The organism is Streptomyces dryopteridis (genome assembly GCF_049606955.1).
In the GTDB taxonomy this organism is placed as follows: domain Bacteria; phylum Actinomycetota; class Actinomycetes; order Streptomycetales; family Streptomycetaceae; genus Streptomyces.
This window is the reverse complement of record NZ_CP187113.1, coordinates 4514206-4532706: the sequence shown is the minus strand read 5'-3', so window position 1 is coordinate 4532706 and position 18501 is coordinate 4514206. Positions and strand designations below refer to the sequence as shown.

1 protein-coding gene is annotated in these 18501 nt (G+C 77.4%); it reads left to right on the top strand.

The window, feature by feature from the left end; translation table 11 throughout:
* Positions 1 to 97: 97 nt before the first annotated feature.
* Entirely contained in the window at positions 98 to 18475 is an 18378-nt protein-coding gene (locus tag ACN20G_RS19330; protein ID WP_424214049.1) for an SDR family NAD(P)-dependent oxidoreductase, read from the top strand.
* The last annotated feature ends 26 nt before the right edge of the window (positions 18476 to 18501 follow it).

Here is an 18501-nt window from a genome sequence, read left to right as displayed (position 1 = left end):
GTCCCGACCCTTCGGGGGGCGGGACCCGGGCGACCGGCACCCCGCGCACCCGCGGGCACGCGCACTCGCACCCCGGCACCCAGGAGACCTCGCACCCATGAGCCCGCAGCACGCCACCGGCACCGGCATCCCCTCGGCGACCCCGACCGCCCCGCACCGGGCCCCGGACGAGCCGATCGCCGTCATCGGCCTGGCCTGCCGGCTGCCCGGGGCCGAGGGTCCCGACGCGTTCTGGGAGCTGCTGCGGGAGGGCCGCGACGCCATCGGCGAGGTCCCCGAGGGCCGCTGGCGGCTGCCGGCGGGCGCCGACGCGGTGGAGCGGCGCGGCGGGTTCCTGCCCGACGCCGACGCCTTCGACGCCGCGTTCTTCGGGATCTCCCCCCAGGAGGCCCTGGCCACCGACCCGCAGCAGCGGGTGGTCCTCGAACTGGCCTGGGCCGCGCTGGAGGACGCCCGGATCCGGCCCGCCGACCTCGCAGGCAGCGCCACCGGCGTGTTCGTCGGCGCGATCTGGGACGACTACGCCAAGCTGCTGCACGAGTACGGGGCCCCCGCCGTGGGCCGCTACACCGTCACCGGCGGGCACCGGGGCATCATCGCGAACCGGGTCAGCCACGCCCTGGGCCTGCGCGGCCCGAGCCTGACCGTGGACAGCGCCCAGTCCGCGTCCCTGGTCGCCGTGCACGCCGCGTGCGCGAGCCTGCGCGCCGGGGACTCGACGGTCGCCCTGGCCGGCGGCGTCAACCTGAACCTGATCCCCGAGTCCACCCTGGCCCTCGACCGGCTCGGCGCCCTCTCCCCCGACGCCCGCTGCCACGTCATGGACGCCCGCGCCAACGGCATCGTGCGCGGCGAGGGCGGGGCCCTGGTCGTCCTCAAGCCGCTGGCCGCCGCGCTCGCCGACGGCGACCCCGTGTACTGCGTGATCCGGGGCAGCGCCGTCAACAACGACGGCGCCACCGAGGGCCTGACCACCCCCGGGCAGGAGACCCAGAGCGCTTCCCTGCGCGCGGCGCTGCGCCGCGCCGGCGTGGATCCGACCGAGCTGGACTACCTCGAACTGCACGGCACCGGCACCCCCGTCGGCGACCCGATCGAGGCCCGCGCGGTCGGCGCCGTCACCGCCCCCGGCCGGCCCGCCGACCGGCCGCTGCGGGTGGGCTCGGTCAAGACCAACATCGGGCACCTGGAGGCGGCGGCCGGTGTCGCCGGGCTCGTCAAGGTCGCCCTCGGGCTGCGGCACGGGCACATCCCCGCCTCCCTGCACCACGAGACCCCCAACCCGGCGATCGACTTCGACGGGCTGCGGCTGAAGGTGCAGACCGAGACCGGCCCGTGGCCCGCCGACCGTGCCGGGGGCCCGGCCACCGCCGCCGTCGGCTCCCTCGGCCTGGGCGGCACCAACTGCCACCTCGTCCTCACCGCCGCCCCGTCGGCGGAGCCCGCCCCGGCACCGGAGCCCGCGCCGGAGGCCGCGCAGGCGGGTCCGCTGCCGTGGACCGTGTCCGGCCGCACCGAGGCCGCCGTCCGCGCCCAGGCCGCCCGCCTCGCCGACCACCTCGACGCCCGCCCCGAACTCGGCGCCGCCTCCGTGGCCCGGTCCCTGATCGGCACCCGCACCGCGTTCCCGCACCGCGCGGCCGTCGTCGCCGGCTCCCGCGCCGAACTGCTGGCCGGCCTGCGGGCCCTGGCCGAGGGCCTGCCCTCCCGGCAGGTCGTCACCGGGCACGCGCCGGCCCGCCCCGGCGGCCTCGCCGTCCTCTTCGGCGGCGGCGGCAGCCAGCGCCCGGGCATGGGCCGCGAGCTGTACGCGGCGCACCCCGTGTACGCGGCCGCGTTCGACGCGGTCTGCGCCGAACTCGACCGGGTCACCGAGCGGCCCGTCCGCGAGCTGATCCATGCCGAACCGGGCAGCGCCGAGGCCGCGCTGCTGGACCGCACCGATTTCGCGCTGCCCGCGCTGCTCGCCGTCGAGGTGGCCCTGTACCGGCTGTACGAGTCCTGGGGGGTGACGCCCGCGTTCGTCACCGGGCACAGCATGGGCGAGCTGGCCGCCGCGCACGTCGCGGGCGTGCTGTCGCTGCGCGACGTGTGCGTCCTGGCGGCCGTCCGCGCCCGGCTGATCCAGAGCCGCGCGGGCGGGGCGATGGCGGCGGTGCAGGCGGGCGAGGCGGAGGTGCTGGAGTCCTTCGCGGCCCTCGGCGACCTGGCCGGGGCGGTGGGCGTCGCGGGCCTGAACTCCCCGGACGGCACGGTGGTCTCGGGCGACGAGGAGGCCGTGCTCGCGGTGTGCGCGCTGTGGCGCGAGCGGGGCCGGAAGGCGAAGCGGCTGGCGGTCACGGTCGCGGGCCACTCCCCGCACATGGACCCGATCCTCGACGAGTTCCGGCGCACCGCCGCCTCGCTCACCTACCACCCGCCCCGGATCCCGGTGGTCTCCAACGTGACGGGCCGGATCGCGGACCCGGAGCGGCTGTGCGACCCGGAGTACTGGGTGGACCACATCAGGGCCACGGTCCGCTTCGCCGACGGGGTGCGGTCCCTGGCGGCGGCGGGGGTGACGACGTTCCTGGAGCTGTCGCCGACCCCGGTCCTCGCGCAGGCCGTGACCGCGACCCTCGACGCGGCCGGCGCGGAGGGCGGGGCCCCGGCCGGGGCACGGCCGACGGTGATCGCGTCCCTGCAACGGGACCGGGAGGAGACCGGTTCGGCGCTGACGGCGCTGGCCGCGCTGCACACCGTGGGCGTGCCCTGCGCGTGGGAGGAGACGCTGCCGGCCGCGCCGCTGTGCGACCTGCCCCCGTACGCCTTCCGGCGGGTCCGGTACTGGCCGGACCCGGTCGGGCGCGGCCGGGCGGGCGGCGCCCCGGGCGGGCTGCGGGCCGTCGTGGACGCGGCGGCGGCCGAGTCGGGTCCGGGCGCCGAGCTGCGGGCCCGGCTGGCCGGGCTGCCGGCGGCGGGCCGGACGCGGGCCCTGCTGGACGTGGTGGGCGCGGCGGCCTCGGCGGTGGGCGGCGAGCAGGACGGTGCCCCGGATCCGGAGGCGGCCTTCACCGACCTGGGCTTCAACTCGCTGCGGGCGGTGCAGGTCCGCGACCACGTGGAGGCGGCGACGGGGCTGCGGCTGCCGGCGACGCTCCTGTTCGACTTCCCGACCCCGGCGGCCCTGGCCGCGCACCTGGACGCGGCCCTGTCCGCCGGGACGGGGACGGCCGCCGAGAACCCGGAGCACGCCGTGCCCGCGGTGACGGCGGCGGCCTCGGCCTCGGCCTCGGCGGAGGAGCCGATCGCGATCGTCGGCATCGGCTGCCGCTTCCCCGGCGGAGTCGGCGCGCCCGAGGAGCTGTGGAAGCTCGTGGCGGAGGGCCGGGACGCGATCTCGTCGTTCCCGGAGAACCGCGGCTGGGACCTGGAGTCGCTGTACGACCCGGATCCGGAGCGGCGCGGCACCTCGTACACGCGGCACGGCGGGTTCCTGCACGACGCGGACCTCTTCGACGCCGAGTTCTTCGGCATCAGCCCGCGCGAGGCCCTGGCGGTGGACCCGCAGCAGCGGCTGCTGCTGGAGACGGCGTGGGAGGCGTTCGAGCGGGCCGGGATCGACCCGGGCCGGCTGCGCGGCAGCCGCACCGGCGTGTTCACGGGCCTGATGTCCCCCGACTACGGGCCCCGGCTGCACGAGGCGGTCGAGGACACCGACGGGTACCTGTTGACGGGCACGTTCAACAGCGTGGCCTCGGGCCGGCTCGCGTACACCTTCGGGCTGGAGGGCCCGGCGGTCAGCGTGGACACGGCCTGCTCCTCGTCGCTGGTGGCCATGCACCTGGCGGCCCAATCGCTGCGGCAGGGCGAGTGCACGCTGGCGCTCGCGGGCGGTGTGACCGTGATGTCCTCGCCGGGCACCTTCGTGGAGTTCAGCCGGCAGCGCGGGCTGTCCGAGGACGGGCGCTGCAAGGCGTTCTCCGACGACGCCGACGGCACCGGCTGGGCGGAGGGCGCGGGCGTGTTCGTGCTGGAGCGCCTCTCGGACGCGCGCGCCAACGGACACCCCGTGCTCGCCGTGATCAAGGGCAGCGCCGTCAACCAGGACGGCGCGTCCAACGGTCTGACGGCCCCCAACGGGCCCTCCCAGCAACGCGTCATCCGCCAGGCCCTCGACGCCGCCGGACTCCACGGCTCCGACATCGACGCCGTCGAAGCCCACGGCACCGGCACCCGCCTCGGCGACCCCATCGAAGCCCAAGCCCTCCTCGCCACCTACGGCCAGGACCACGACCCCGAACACCCCCTCCACCTCGGCAGCATCAAAAGCAACATCGGCCACACGCAGGCGGCGGCCGGAGCGGCCGGCGTCATCAAAATGATCATGGCGATGCGGCACGCGACCCTCCCCGCCACCCTCCACGTGAACGAGCCCTCCCAGCGGATCGACTGGACCGAGGGCCACGTCAGCCTCCTCACCGAGGCCCGCCCCTGGACCACCCCCGACCACCGACCCCGCCGCGCCGCCGTCTCCTCCTTCGGCATCAGCGGCACCAACGCCCACCTCATCCTCGAAGAACCCGAACCCGAACCGACCCCCGCGACCACACCCGACCTCGCGACCGCGCCCTCCGGCCCCGTTCTGTGGCCGCTGTCCGCCGCGACCCCGGTCGCCCTGCGCGCCCAGGCCGCCCGGCTCGTCGACGCGCTGCGCGAGCGGCCGGACGCCGACCCGCGCGCCGTCGCGCACGCCCTCGTCGGCACCCGGGCCGCCCTCCCCCACCGCGCCGTCGTCATCGGCCGCGACCGGGCCGAACTCCTGGCCGCGCTGGAGGCGTTCGCGCGGGGCGAGGACCCGGCGGCCGTGCGGGTCGGGGAGGCCCGGCACTCGGCGCGGGTCGCGTTCACGTACACCGGGCAGGGTTCCCAGCGGCCCGGCGCGGGCACCGCCCTGGCCGCCGCCCGACCCGTGTTCGCCGCCGCCCTCGCGGAGGCGACGGCCGCGTTCGACGCACTGCTGCCCCGGCCCCTGGGCCCCCTGCTGTCGGCCGCCCCGGACAGCCCGGAGGCCGCGCTGCTGCACACCACCGAGTACGCGCAGCCCGCGATCCTGGCCGTGCAGCACGCCCTGACGGCGCTGCTCGCGAGCTGGGGCGTGCACGCGGACGCGGTGGGCGGGCACTCCCTCGGCGAGATCACCGCCGCGCACCACGCGGGCCTGTGGGACCTGGCCGACACGGCCGCGTTCGTCACCGCCCGCGCCCACCACATGCAGCACACGGCGATCGCGGGCGGGGCCATGGCCGCCGTGCGCGCGACGCCCGAGGAGCTGTCGCCCACCCTCACCCCCGGTCTGTCCCTGGCGGCCGTGAACAGCCCCTCGGGCACGGTGGTGAGCGGCGCGGCCGACGAGGTGGACGCGCTCGTCGCGCACTGGTCGGGCCTGGGGCGCGAGACGAACCGGCTGCGGGTCTCGCACGCCTTCCACTCCGCGCACACCGAACCCGCGCTGGGTCCGATCGGCGAGGTGCTGGCGGGCCTGGCGCCGCGGCCGTTGCGGCTGCCGCTGGTGAGCAACGTGACGGGCGGGTTCGCGACCGACGACGCGGTCGCCGATCCGGCGTACTGGACGGGGCACGTACGCGGCACGGTCCGGTTCCGGGAGGGCGTGGAGGCCCTGCACGCGGCCGGCACCACCGTGCACGTGGAGATCGGTCCGGACGCGGCGCTGACCCCGGCCGTGGCCGAGACCCTGGCCGCGCTCGGCGCGGACCGCACGCGGCTGGTGTCCACGCTGAGCCGGCGGGTCGCGGACGAGGAGTGGGCGCTGCTGACGGCGGTCGCGGACCTGCACGTATGCGGGGCGGCCGAGATCGCGTGGGCGGAGGTGTTCGGTCCGGCGCCGGTGTCGGTGTCGGGCGGGGGCTTCGAGCTGCCGACGTACGCGTTCCAGGGCGAGCGGCACTGGCTGGCGCCGTCGACGGGCGCGGCCGATCCGGGCCGGTTGGGGATGGACGGGGGCGCCGGGCATCCGCTGCTGGGCGCGGCCGTGGAACTCGGCGACGAGCGGGGCCTGTTGTTGACGGGCCGGTTGGCGCTGCACACGCATCCGTGGCTGGCGGGGCACGCGATCGGGGGCCGGGTGCTGTTGCCGGGCACCGCGTTCGCGGAGCTGGCCCTGCACGCCGGGGAGCGGGCGGGGTGCGCGCTGGTGGAGGAGTTGACCCTGCTGGCGCCGTTGGTGGTGCCGGAGCGGGGCGCGGTGCAGGTGCAGGTGACGGTCGGGGCGGGGGACGCGGCGGGGCGGCGGGAGCTGCTGGTGTTGTCGCGTCCGCAGCGGCGCCCCGGGGTGGCCGGGGACGGGGACGCAGACGGGGCGTGGACGCGGCACGCGACGGGTGTGCTGGGTCCGGAGCCGGCGGACGGGCCGGTCGCGGCCGGGGCCGCGGTCGGGGCGGCGTGGCCGGGTCCGGGCGCGGAGTCGGTGGATCCGGCGGGCGCGTACGAGGCGTTGGCGGCGGCCGGCTACGGCTACGGTTCGCCGTTCCGGGGGCTGACGGCGCTGTGGCGGCGCGGGGACGAGCTCCTGGCGGAGGTGTCCCTGCCGGCGGACGGGGCGCGGGACGCCGGGGCGTTCGGGGTGCACCCGGCGCTGTGGGACGCGGCCCTGCACCCGCTGGTGTTGACGGACGTGACGGAGGTGGACGGGCCGGGGGCGGGTCCCCGGGTGCCGTTCGTGTTCTCCGGGGTGCGGCTGCACGCGGTGGGGGCGCGGGAGTTGCGGGTGCGGATCGTGCGGACCGGGCCGGACACGGCGTCGGTGGAGTTGCGGGATCCGGCCGGGGTGCCGGTGGCGGAGGTCGCGGAGCTGACCCTGCGGGCCCTGCCCGCGCCGGGTGCGGCGGGCGCGGCGCGGCCGGGGCTGTTGGGCGTGGAGTGGTCGCCGGTGTCGGCGGTGCCGGGTGCGGCGGGTGGTGTCGCGGATCCGGCGCGGGACTATGAGGCGGTCTCGGGCGGTGCGCCGCTGGTCGCGGTGACGGCGGCGTGGGAGCGGCTGCGGGCGTGGCTCGCGGAGGCGGCGGACGGCGTGCTGCTGGTGCGGACGCGGGACGCGGACACGGATCCGGCGGCGGGCGCGGTGCGCGGGCTGGTGCGGTCGGCGGTCTCGGAGCACCCGGGGCGGTTCGCGCTGCTCGACGGGGACCCGGCGGGGCTGCCGGCGGGCGTGGTCGGGGCGGCGTTGGCGGCGGGCGAGACGGAGTTGTCGGTGCGCGCCGGTGAGTTGCGGGCGGCCCGGCTGGCCGCGCTGCCGGCCGACGCGGGCCCGACCGGGGGCCCGGTCTTCGGGGGCTTCCGCCCGGAGGGCACGGTGCTGATCACGGGCGGCACGGGCGCGCTGGGCGCGCTCACCGCCCGCCACCTGGTCGCCGAACACGGCGTCACCCGCCTCCTGCTCACCTCCCGACGCGGCCCGGAGGCTCCGGGGGCCGGCGCGTTGACCACCGAACTCACCGAACTCGGCGCCCACGTCACCCTCACGGCCTGCGACATCACCGACCGGGACTCGCTGACCACCCTCCTGACCGGCATCGACCCCGAGCACCCCCTCTCCGCCGTCGTGCACACCGCCGGCGTCCTCGACGACACCACGCTGGGCGGGCTGACCGGGGAGCGGCTCGCCGGGGTGCTGGCGCCGAAGGCCGACGCGGCGCTGCTGCTGCACGAGCTGACCCGGGACCTGGGGCTCGACCTGGACGCGTTCGTGCTGTTCTCGTCGGTGGCGGGCACGCTGGGCACGGCCGGGCAGGCGAACTACGCGGCGGCGAACGCGGCCCTGGACGCGTTGGCGCGGGCCCGGCACGCGGCGGGGCTGCCCGCGACCTCGATCGCCTGGGGTCTGTGGGCCGAGGCGAGCGGCATGGGCGAGACCCTGGGCGAGGCGGATCTGGCGCGGCTGCGGCGGGCCGGGCTGGCCCCGGTGTCGAACGCGGCGGGGCTGGCGCTGTGGGACGCGGCGCTCGTGTCGGGCGCGCCGACCGTGGTGGCCACGCCGTGGGACGCGGCGGGGCTGCGGGAGCGGGCGGCCGGCGGTGAGCTGCCGGCGTTGTGGCGGGGCCTGGTGCGCGTACCGGTGCGGCGGCGCACGGCGGGCGGCGGCCGGGGTCCGGCCGGGGGCGCGTGGGCGGCGGAGCTGCGGGCGTTGCCGGCGGCCGAACGTGACCGGGCCGCGTTGGCGCTGGTGCGGGCCGAGGCCGGTTCGGTGCTGGGGCACGCGGGTGGGCAGGGGGTGCCGGCGGAGCGGGCGTTCGGCGAGTTGGGCTTCGACTCGTTGACGGCCGTGGAGCTGCGGAACCGACTGAACCGGGTGACGGGGCTGGCGCTGCCCGCGTCGTTGTTGTTCGACTTCCCGACGGCGGCGGCGCTCGCGGCGCGGCTGGTCGCGGACGCGGTCGGCGCGGCCGACACCGACCCGGGCACGGACGCGGGCACGGACCCGGGCGCGGGCACCGGCGCGGGCTCGGAGGCGGGCGGGGCGGCGGAGCCGATCGCGATCGTGGGCCTGGGCTGCCGCTTCCCCGGTGGTGTGGACGGGCCCGAGGCCCTGTGGGAGCTGGTGGCCGGCGGCCGGGACGCGATCTCGACGTTCCCGGAGAACCGGGGCTGGGACCTTGCGGGTCTGCACGATCCGGACCCGGACCGGCAGGGCACCTCGTACACGCGGCACGGCGGGTTCCTGCACGACGCGGACCTCTTCGACCCCGAGTTCTTCGGCATCAGCCCCCGCGAGGCCCTCGCCACCGACCCCCAGCAGCGCCTGCTGCTGGAGACGGCGTGGGAGGCGTTCGAACGGGCCGGCATCGATCCGACGAGCCTGCGCGGCAGCCGCACGGGCGTGTTCGCGGGGGTCATGTACAACGACTACGCCTCTCGTCTGACGCCCGCGCCGGCCGGGTACGAGGGTCTGCTGCTGGCCGGGAACACGGGCAGTGTGGTCTCGGGGCGGGTCGCCTACACCTTCGGGCTGGAGGGCCCGGCGGTCAGCGTGGACACCGCCTGCTCCTCCTCCCTCGTCGCCATGCACCTGGCCGCGCAGTCCCTGCGGCAGGGCGAGTGCAGCCTCGCGCTCGCGGGCGGGGTCGCGGTGATGTCCACGCCGAACACCTTCGTGGAGTTCAGCCGGCAGCGCGGGCTGTCGGTGGACGGGCGCTGCAAGGCGTTCTCCGACGACGCCGACGGCACGGGGTGGGGCGAGGGCGCGGGCCTGCTGGTGCTGGAGCGCCTCTCGGACGCGCGGCGCAACGGGCACCCCGTGCTCGCCGTCATCAAGGGCAGCGCCGTCAACCAGGACGGCGCGTCCAACGGCCTCACCGCCCCGAACGGCCCGGCGCAGCAGCGCGTGATCCGGCAGGCGCTGAGCGCGGCCGGACTGCACGGTTCCGAGGTGGACGCGGTCGAGGCGCACGGCACGGGCACCCGTCTCGGCGACCCCATCGAGGCCCAGGCCCTGCTGGCCACCTACGGCCAGGACCACGACGCGGACCACCCCCTCCACCTCGGCAGCATCAAGAGCAACATCGGCCACACGCAGGCGGCGGCCGGAGCGGCCGGCGTCATGAAGATGATCATGGCGATGCGGCACCGCACCCTGCCCGCGACCCTGCACGCCGACACCCCCTCCACCCGCATCGACTGGACCGAGGGCCACGTCAGCCTCCTCACCGAGGCCCGCCCCTGGACCACCCCCGACCACCGACCCCGCCGCGCCGCCGTCTCCTCCTTCGGCATCAGCGGCACCAACGCCCACCTCATCCTCGAAGAACCCGAACCCGAACCGGCCCCCGCGACCACGCCGGAGCCCGCGTCCACCGGCCCCGTGCCGCCGCTGCTGCTCTCCGCCCGAGGCGACGAGGCCCTCGCCGAACTCGCCGCCCGCGTCTGCGCCCTCCTCGACACCCCCGCCCCCGGCACCGACCGCGCCCCGCACCCCACCGCCGTCGCCCACGCCCTGCGCACCGGCCGCGCCGTGCTGGACCGTCGGGCCGTGATCACCGCCGGCGACCCCGACGGTGTCCGCGAGGCCCTGGCCGCCCTGGCCGCCGGCCGCCCCGACCCGCGCCTGGTGACCGGCGGACGGCACCCCGCCGGCCCCGACGGCACCGTGTTCGTCTTCCCCGGCCAGGGCTCCCAGTGGGTGGGCATGGCCCTGGACCTGCACGCCGACTCGCCCGCGTTCCGGGACCGGCTGGAGGAGTGCGCGGCGGCCCTCGCCGAGTTCGTCGACTGGTCCCTGCTCGACGTGCTGCGCGCAGCGCCGGGCGCCCCCGGCTTCGACCGGGTGGACGTGGTCCAACCGGCGCTGTGGGCGGTGATGGTGTCGCTGGCCGCGCTGTGGGAGGCCCACGGGGTCCGCCCGGACGCCGTCGTCGGCCACTCCCAGGGCGAGATCGCGGCGGCGGCCGTCGCCGGCGCCCTCACCCTCGCCGACGCCGCCCGCGTCGTCGCGCTGCGCAGCCGGGCCCTGCTCGCACTGGCCGGCACCGGCGGCATGGTCTCCGTGCCCGAGCCCTTCGACCGGGTCTCCGCCCGCATCGCCGACCGCGCCGACCGCCTGTCGGTGGCCACCGTCAACGGCCCCGGCTCCTGCGTGGTCTCCGGCGACCCGGAGGCCCTGGACGCGCTGCTGGCCGACTGCGAGGCGGACGGGGTCCGCGCCCGCCGGGTGCCGGTGGACTACGCCTCGCACTCGGCGCACGTGGAGGCCATCGAGGCGGAACTCGCCGAACTCCTCGCCCCGGTCACACCGCGCGCGACCCGGGTGCCGTTCTGCTCGTCGGTCACCGGCGAGTTCGTCGACGGCCGCACCCTGGACGCCGCCTACTGGTACCGCAACCTGCGGGCCACGGTCCGCTTCGACCTCGCGACCCGCACCCTGCTGGAGCGCGGCGTGCGGGCGTTCGTCGAGGTCAGCGCGCACCCCGTGCTCACCTCCGCCGTGCAGGACTCCCTCGCGGAGGCCGGGCCGGCCGGCGCCGCCACCGTCGCCCTGGGCAGCCTGCGCCGCGACGACGGCGGCCCCGAGCGATGGCGGCTGGCGCTGGCCGAGGCGTGGACGAGCGGCACGGACGTGGACTTCGAGGCCCTGTTCGCGGCCTCCCCCACCCCCGGCCCGCTGCCGACCCTGCCCACCCACCCCTTCCGCCACGCCCCGTACTGGCTGCTGCCCACCCCCGGCCGCACCGGCGACCTCGGCACCGCCGGCCTGCGCGGCCTGGACCACCCGCTGCTCGGCGCGGCCGTCGAGGCCGACGAATCGGGGGCCCTGCTGCTCACCGGCCGCGTCTCGCCCCGCACCCACCCGTGGCTGCTCGACCACGCGCTGGACGGCGTCGCGCTGCTGCCGGGCACGGCACTCGCGGAACTCGTGCTGCGGGCCGGCACGGAGGCGGGCGCGGGGCACGTGGAGGAACTCACCCTGCGGGAGCCGCTTCCGCTGTCCGAGGACACGGCGGCCCGCCTGCGGGTCACCGTCACCGGGCCCGACGCCGACGGCCGCCGCACCGCGACCGTCTCCTCCCGCCCCGACGACGCCGACCCGCACGCCCCGTGGACCCGACACGCCACCGGCACCCTCGCCGAGGGCCCGGACGGTTCGACCGCCGAGGACGCCGCGTTCGCCCCGCTCGCCGCCGACGCGCCCTGGCCCCCGGCCGGCGCCGTAGCCGAGGACCCGGCCGGCGCCTACGACACCCTCGCCGCCCGGGGCTACGAGTACGGGCCGGCCTTCCGCGGCCTGCGTGGCCTGTGGCGACGGGGCGACGAGGTGTACGCGGAGGTCTCCCTCGCCCCCGGCACGGACACCGCGGGCTTCGGCCTGCACCCGGCCCTGTTCGACGCGGCCCTGCACCCGCTGCCCCTGGGCGCGTTGGGCGCGGCCGTGCCGGCGGGCGCCGTGCCCTTCGCGTGGAGCGGCGTGAGCCTGCGCGCCGAGGGCGCCGACACCCTGCGCGTCCGCCTGCGGGCGCTGCGGCCGGGCACGGTCTCGGTGACCCTGGCCGATCCGCTGGGCGGCCCGGTCGCGCACGTGGCCGAACTCGGCCTGCGGGCCGCCGACCCGGCCCGACTGCGCGCGGCGGGCGCCCGACGCCGCCCGCTGCTGACCCTCGACTGGCGCCCCGTGCCGGCCCCGACCACCGGCGCCGACCCGCACGAGGCACACGACATGTACGAGGCGTGCGAGGTGGCGGCGACGGCCGGCGAGAGCACCGAACGGGTGCTGACGCGGGTGCTCGACGCGCTGCGGGAGCGGACCGGCCCGGACGCGCGACCGCTGCTCGTCGTCACGCGGGACGCGGTGGCCGTGCCGGGCCGCGGCACCGGCTCGCCGGACCCGGTGGCGGCGGCCGTCTGGGGGCTGGTGCGCTCGGCGCGCACCGAACACCCTGGCCGGTTCGCGCTGCTGGACCTGCCCGCCGGGGAACCCGTGCCGGCGCTCCCCGTCTCCGCCGACGGCGGGCAGTTCGCGGTGCGCGACGGCTCCTGGTTCGTCCCCCGCCTGACCCCGCTCGCACCGCCGACCCCCGAAGCGGCCGACGCACCGGACACACCGGGCGCGTTCACGGGCTTCCGGCCCGGGGGCACGGTCCTGATCACGGGGGGCACGGGCGCCCTCGGCGCACTCACCGCCCGCCACCTCGTCACCGAACACGGCGTCACCCACCTCCTCCTCACCTCCCGACGCGGCCCGGAAGCCCCGGGAGCCCGCGAGCTCGCCGCCGAACTCGGCGAACTCGGCGCCCACGTGACCCTCACCGCCTGCGACATCACCGACCGGGACTCACTGACCACCCTCCTGACCGACATCGACCCCGAGCACCCCCTCTCCGCCGTCGTCCACACCGCCGGCGTCCTCGACGACGCCCTCCTCGACGGCCTCACCCCGGAGCGGACGGCGCGCGTCCTCGCCCCGAAGACGGACGCGGCGCTGCTGCTGCACGAACTGACCCGGGACCTCGGGCCGGACCTGGACGCGTTCGTCCTCTACTCCTCCCTCGCCGGCACCCTCGGGACCGCCGGTCAGGCCAACTACGCGGCCGCGAACACGGCCCTGGACGCCCTCGCCCACGCGCGGCGGGCAGTGGGGCTGCCGGCGGTGTCGATCGCGTGGGGCCTGTGGGCCGAGGCGAGCGAGATGACGGGCGAGTTGTCGGCGGGCGACCTGGCCCGGTTGGCGCGGTCCGGGGTGGCCCCGCTGGGCTCCGACGAGGGGCTCGCCCTGTTCGACGCCGCCCTGCGGGCCGACGCGCCGATGGTGGTCGCGGCCCGGCTGGACACCGGGGCGCCGGAGCGTTCCGGGGCGCCCGTGCCCGACCCCCTGCGCGCCCTGGTCCGCGGCACCGCCCGTCGGACCGCCGCGACCGGCGCGACCGGCGCCGGCGGCGGGGCCGACGGCGGCCGGGCCGGCCGGCTGCGCGCGCTCGCGGCGGCGGACCGGCTGCGGGAGCTGGCCGAGCTGGTCGGCGTGCAGGTGGCGGCGGTGCTCGGGCACACCGACCCGAGCACGGTGGCCGTGGACCGCGCGTTCACGGAGCTGGGCTTCGACTCGCTGACGGCCGTCGAGCTGCGCAACCGGTTGACCGCCGAGACCGGGCTGAAGCTGCCCGCGTCGCTGGTCTTCGACCACCCGACGGTGACGGCCCTGGCCGCGCACCTGGACACGGCCCTGTCCGCCGGAACGGACCCGGCCGCCGACACCCCGGCGCGCACCGCGCCCGCCGCCGTGCCGACGGCGGACGAGCCGATCGCGATCGTCGGCATCGGCTGCCGCTTCCCCGGCGGGGTGACCGCGCCCGAGGAGCTGTGGCAGCTCGTGGCCGAGGGCCGTGACGCCATCGGGGACTTCCCCACCGGCCGGGACTGGGACCTGGCCGCCCTGCACGCCGCCGACCCGGAGGCCCCGGGCGCGATCACGGCACGGCACGGCGGGTTCCTGCACGACGCGGACCTCTTCGACCCCGAGTTCTTCGGGATCAGCCCCCGCGAGGCCCTCGCCACCGACCCGCAGCAGCGGCTGCTGCTGGAGACGGCGTGGGAGGCGTTCGAACGGGCCGGCATCGATCCGACGAGCCTGCGCGGCAGCCGCACGGGCGTGTTCGCGGGGGTCATGTACAACGACTACGGCTCGCGGATCACGCGGGCGCCGAAGGAGCTGGAGGGCTACCTCGTCAACGGCAGCTCCAACAGCGTGGCCTCGGGACGGGTCTCGTACACCTTCGGGCTGGAAGGCCCGGCGGTCAGCGTGGACACCGCCTGCTCCTCCTCCCTCGTCGCCATGCACCTGGCCGCGCAGTCCCTGCGGCAGGGCGAGTGCACGCTCGCGCTCGCGGGCGGCGTGACCGTGATGTCCACGCCCACGACCTTCGTGGAGTTCAGCCGGCAGAACGGACTGTCGGCGGACGGGCGCTGCAAGGCGTTCGCGGACGGGGCGGACGGCACGGGCTTCTCCGAGGGCGCGGGCCTGCTGGTCCTGGAACGTCTCTCGGACGCGCGCCGCAACGGGCACCCCGTGCTCGCCGTGATCAAGGGCAGCGCCGTCAACCAGGACGGCGCGTCCAACGGCCTCACCGCACCCAACGGCCCCTCCCAACAACGCGTCATCCGCCAGGCCCTCGACGCCGCCGGACTCCACGGCTCCGACATCGACGCCGTCGAAGCCCACGGCACCGGCACGCGTCTCGGCGACCCCATCGAAGCCCAAGCCCTCCTCGCCACCTACGGCCAGGACCACGACCCCGAACACCCCCTCCACCTCGGCAGCATCAAAAGCAACATCGGCCACACACAGGCAGCGGCCGGGGCCGCCGGCGTCATCAAAATGATCATGGCCATGCGCCACGAAACCCTCCCCGCCACCCTCCACGCCGACACCCCCTCCACCCGCATCGACTGGACCGAAGGCCACGTCAACCTCCTCACCGAGGCCCGCCCCTGGACCACCCCCGACCACCGACCCCGCCGCGCCGCCGTCTCCTCCTTCGGCATCAGCGGCACCAACGCCCACCTCATCCTCGAAGAACCCGCACCCACCGCACCGGAGCCCGACGTAGCGACCTCGACCGGGACCGCGACCGCTCCCGCCGGCCCCGTGCCGTGGGTGTTGTCCGCGCCGACCGTCGAGGGCCTGCGGGCGCAGGCCGCCGCGCTGCTCGCGCATCTCGACGACCCGGCGACGTCCGTCGACTCGCCGGCGGCCGTGGGCCTCGCGCTCGCGACCACCCGGGCCGCGTTCGCGCACCGGGCGGCCGTCGTGGCCGAGGACCTCGACGGGTTCGCCGCCGGTCTGCGCGCCCTCGCCGAGGGGCGCACCGCGCGCGGACTGGTCACGGGCCGGGCCAGGCCGGGCGGGCGCACCGCGTTCGTCTACACCGGGCAGGGTTCGCAGCGCCCGGGCATGGGCGCCGAGCTGCGCACCGTCCGGCCCGTCTTCGGGGCCTCGCTGCGCGCCGCGCTCGACGCGTTCGGGGGGCCGCTGCCCGAGGTGTTCGCCGCCGTGCCGGACGGGCCGGAGGCGGAGCGGCTGCACGAGACGCGGTTCGCGCAGCCCGCGATCTTCGCCGTGCAGACGGCGTTGACGGATCTGCTCGCGAGCTGGGGCGTGCACCCGCGCGCGGTGGCCGGGCATTCCCTCGGCGAGATCACCGCCGCCCACCACGCGGGCCTGTGGGACCTGCCCGACACCGTCTCGCACATCGCCGCGCGTGCTCACCACATGCAGCACACGGCGGTGCCGGGCGGGGTGATGGCGGTCGTGCAGGCGAGTGCGGAGGAGGTGGAGCCGACGCTCCCCGACGGGGTGTCGATCGCGGCGGTCAACGGGCCGCGCACCACGGTGGTGTCGGGTGGTGCCGAGGCGGTGGCCGCGCTGCTCGCCCACTGGGCGGGCGAGGGCCGCAAGACCACCCGGTTGGCCGTGAGCAACGCCTTCCACTCCGCGCACATGGACCCGGTGCTGCCGTTCGTGACCGAGGCCCTGCGGTCGCTGACCGCCCGGCCCCTGCACGTGCCGCTGGTGTCCAACACGACGGGCGCGCCGGTCACGGATGCCGAGCCGGCCGATCCGGGGTTCTGGACCGGGCAGCTGCGGGGCACGGTCCGCTTCCGGGAGGTCGTGGAATCCCTGCTCGGTGCGGGGGTGACGGCGTTCCTGGAGATCGGCCCGGTGCCGTTGCTGACGCCCGCGATCGAGGAGACCCTCGACCACGCGGCGAGCGGCGACGGGGGCTCCGGCGCGGATCGGCGGCCCGTGGTCGTGCCGATGACCCCGGACCCGGAGGGCGTCGTGACGGCGCTGGCGCGGCTGCACGTGGTGGGGGCGGTGGAACCGGACTGGACGGCGGTGTTCCCGGCCGGCACGGCGCCGGCGGCGCTGCCCACGCACGCGTTCCGGCGGCAGCGCTACTGGCTGTCGGCCGAGCCGGTCGCCGGCTCGTCCCTCTCCTCCGGTGTCGCGCCGGCCGCGCTGCCCGGCGCCGTCACGCACCCGCTGTTGGGGGCGGGGACGGAGCTGGTGGACGGCGGGCTCGTGCACACCGCGCGACTGTCGGCGGCCACGCATCCGGGAGCGGGCGGGCTGGACCTGGTGGCGGGCGCGGAGTTGGTGGCCGGGCCGCGGCTGGTGTCGGTGGCGCACGCGCCGCTGGCCCTGCCGGCCGGGGGCTCACTCGACGTGCAGGTGTCGCTGTCGGCCCCGGCCGTGCCGGGCGGGGAACGGACGGCCGTCGTGCACAGCCGTCCGGTGCCCACCGACGCGACCGGGGCGCCGGGGGTGTGGACGCGGCACCTGGACGCAGTGCTGCTGGCGCCCGTGGGGACGGACGAAGGACCGGACGGGCTGTACCGGATCCTGTGGCCGGCGCTGCCGGCGGCTGCCGTGCCCGCCGCCCCCGGGCCCGAGGGCGACGTGCTGGTGCGGGTCTCCGGCGGGGTGCGGGAGGCGACCGGGGAGGCGCTTGAGCGGGTGCGGGAGTTCTCCGCGTCCGGGGCCGGCGGCCGGCTCGTGCTCGTGACCTCGCGGGCCCAGCGGGTGACGGACGCGGACCGGGTCACGGACCCGGGTGGGGCCGGGGTCTGGGGGCTCGGCCGGTCGGCGCGGGCGGAACTGCCGGGGCGGGTGGTGCTCGTGGACACCGACGACACCGACGCGTCCCGGGCCGCCCTGCCCTCGGCCCTCGCCTCGGGCGAGTGGCAGTTCGCGCTGCGGGAGGGCGTGGTGCACGTGCCGCGCGTCGTGCCCGTGCCGGCCGCGCCCGCCGGCCCGGCCTTCGGGGGCTTCCGGCCCGGGGGCACGGTCCTGATCACGGGCGGCACGGGCGCACTCGGCGCACTCACCGCCCGCCACCTGGTCACCGAACACGGCGTGACCCGCCTCCTCCTCACCTCCCGACGCGGCCCGGAGGCACCCGGAGCCCGCGAGCTCGCCGCCGAACTCGACGAACTCGGCGCCCACGTCACCCTCACGGCCTGCGACATCACCGACCGGGACTCACTGACCACCCTCCTGACCGACATCGACCCCGAGCACCCCCTCTCCGCCGTCGTGCACACCGCCGGTGTCCTCGACGACACCACACTGGGCGGGCTGACCGGGGAGCGGCTCGCCGGCGTGCTGGCGCCGAAGGCCGACGCGGCGCTGCTGCTGCACGAGCTGACCCGGGATCTGGACCTGGACGCGTTCGTGCTGCACTCCTCCCTCGCCGGCACCCTCGGCACCGCCGGGCAGGCCAACTACGCGGCGGCGAACACCGTCCTGGACTCCCTCGCCCACGCGCGGCGGGCCCTCGGCCTGCCGGCGGTGTCCCTGGTGTGGGGCCTGTGGGACGGGGCCGGGATGGGCGGGGCGCTGGACGCGGCGGACCGGGAGCGGATGGCGCGGGCCGGGGTGCGGCCGTTGCCGGTGAAGCTGGGCCTGGGGCTGTTCGACGCGGCGCTGAGCGGCGGGGAGCCGGTGCTCGTGGCGGCCGAGTTGGACCGGTCGGCGCTCGCGGGGCGAGCGGCGGCGGGTGAGCTGCCGGCGCTGCTGTCGGCTCTCGTGCCGCCGGTGTCCGTGTCGCTCGCACCGGGCTCGGGCCCCGACGGGGCCGGGATCGCGGCGGGGTCGGGGTCCGGATCGGGTGCGGCTCGGGTCGCGCTCGACGCGGAGTCGACGTACTCGCTGGTGCTGGGCCTGGTGGCCGAGGTGTTGGGCTACGAGGACCCGGAGGAGGTGGAGGTCGAGGAGGAGTTGCAGGACCTGGGGTTCGACTCGCTGATGGCGGTGGAGCTGCGCAACCGGCTCACCGCGGAGACCGGGGTGACGCTGACGGCGGCGTTCCTCTTCGACCACCCGACGGTGGCGGCGCTCTCCGCGCACCTGGTCGAGCGGTCGACGGAGCCGGCCGCGGGCCCGGACGCCGGCCCGGACCGGGGCGCGGATCCGGAAGGCGTGGACGCCGGGTGACAGGAACGCCCCGGGGGCCGGTCCGA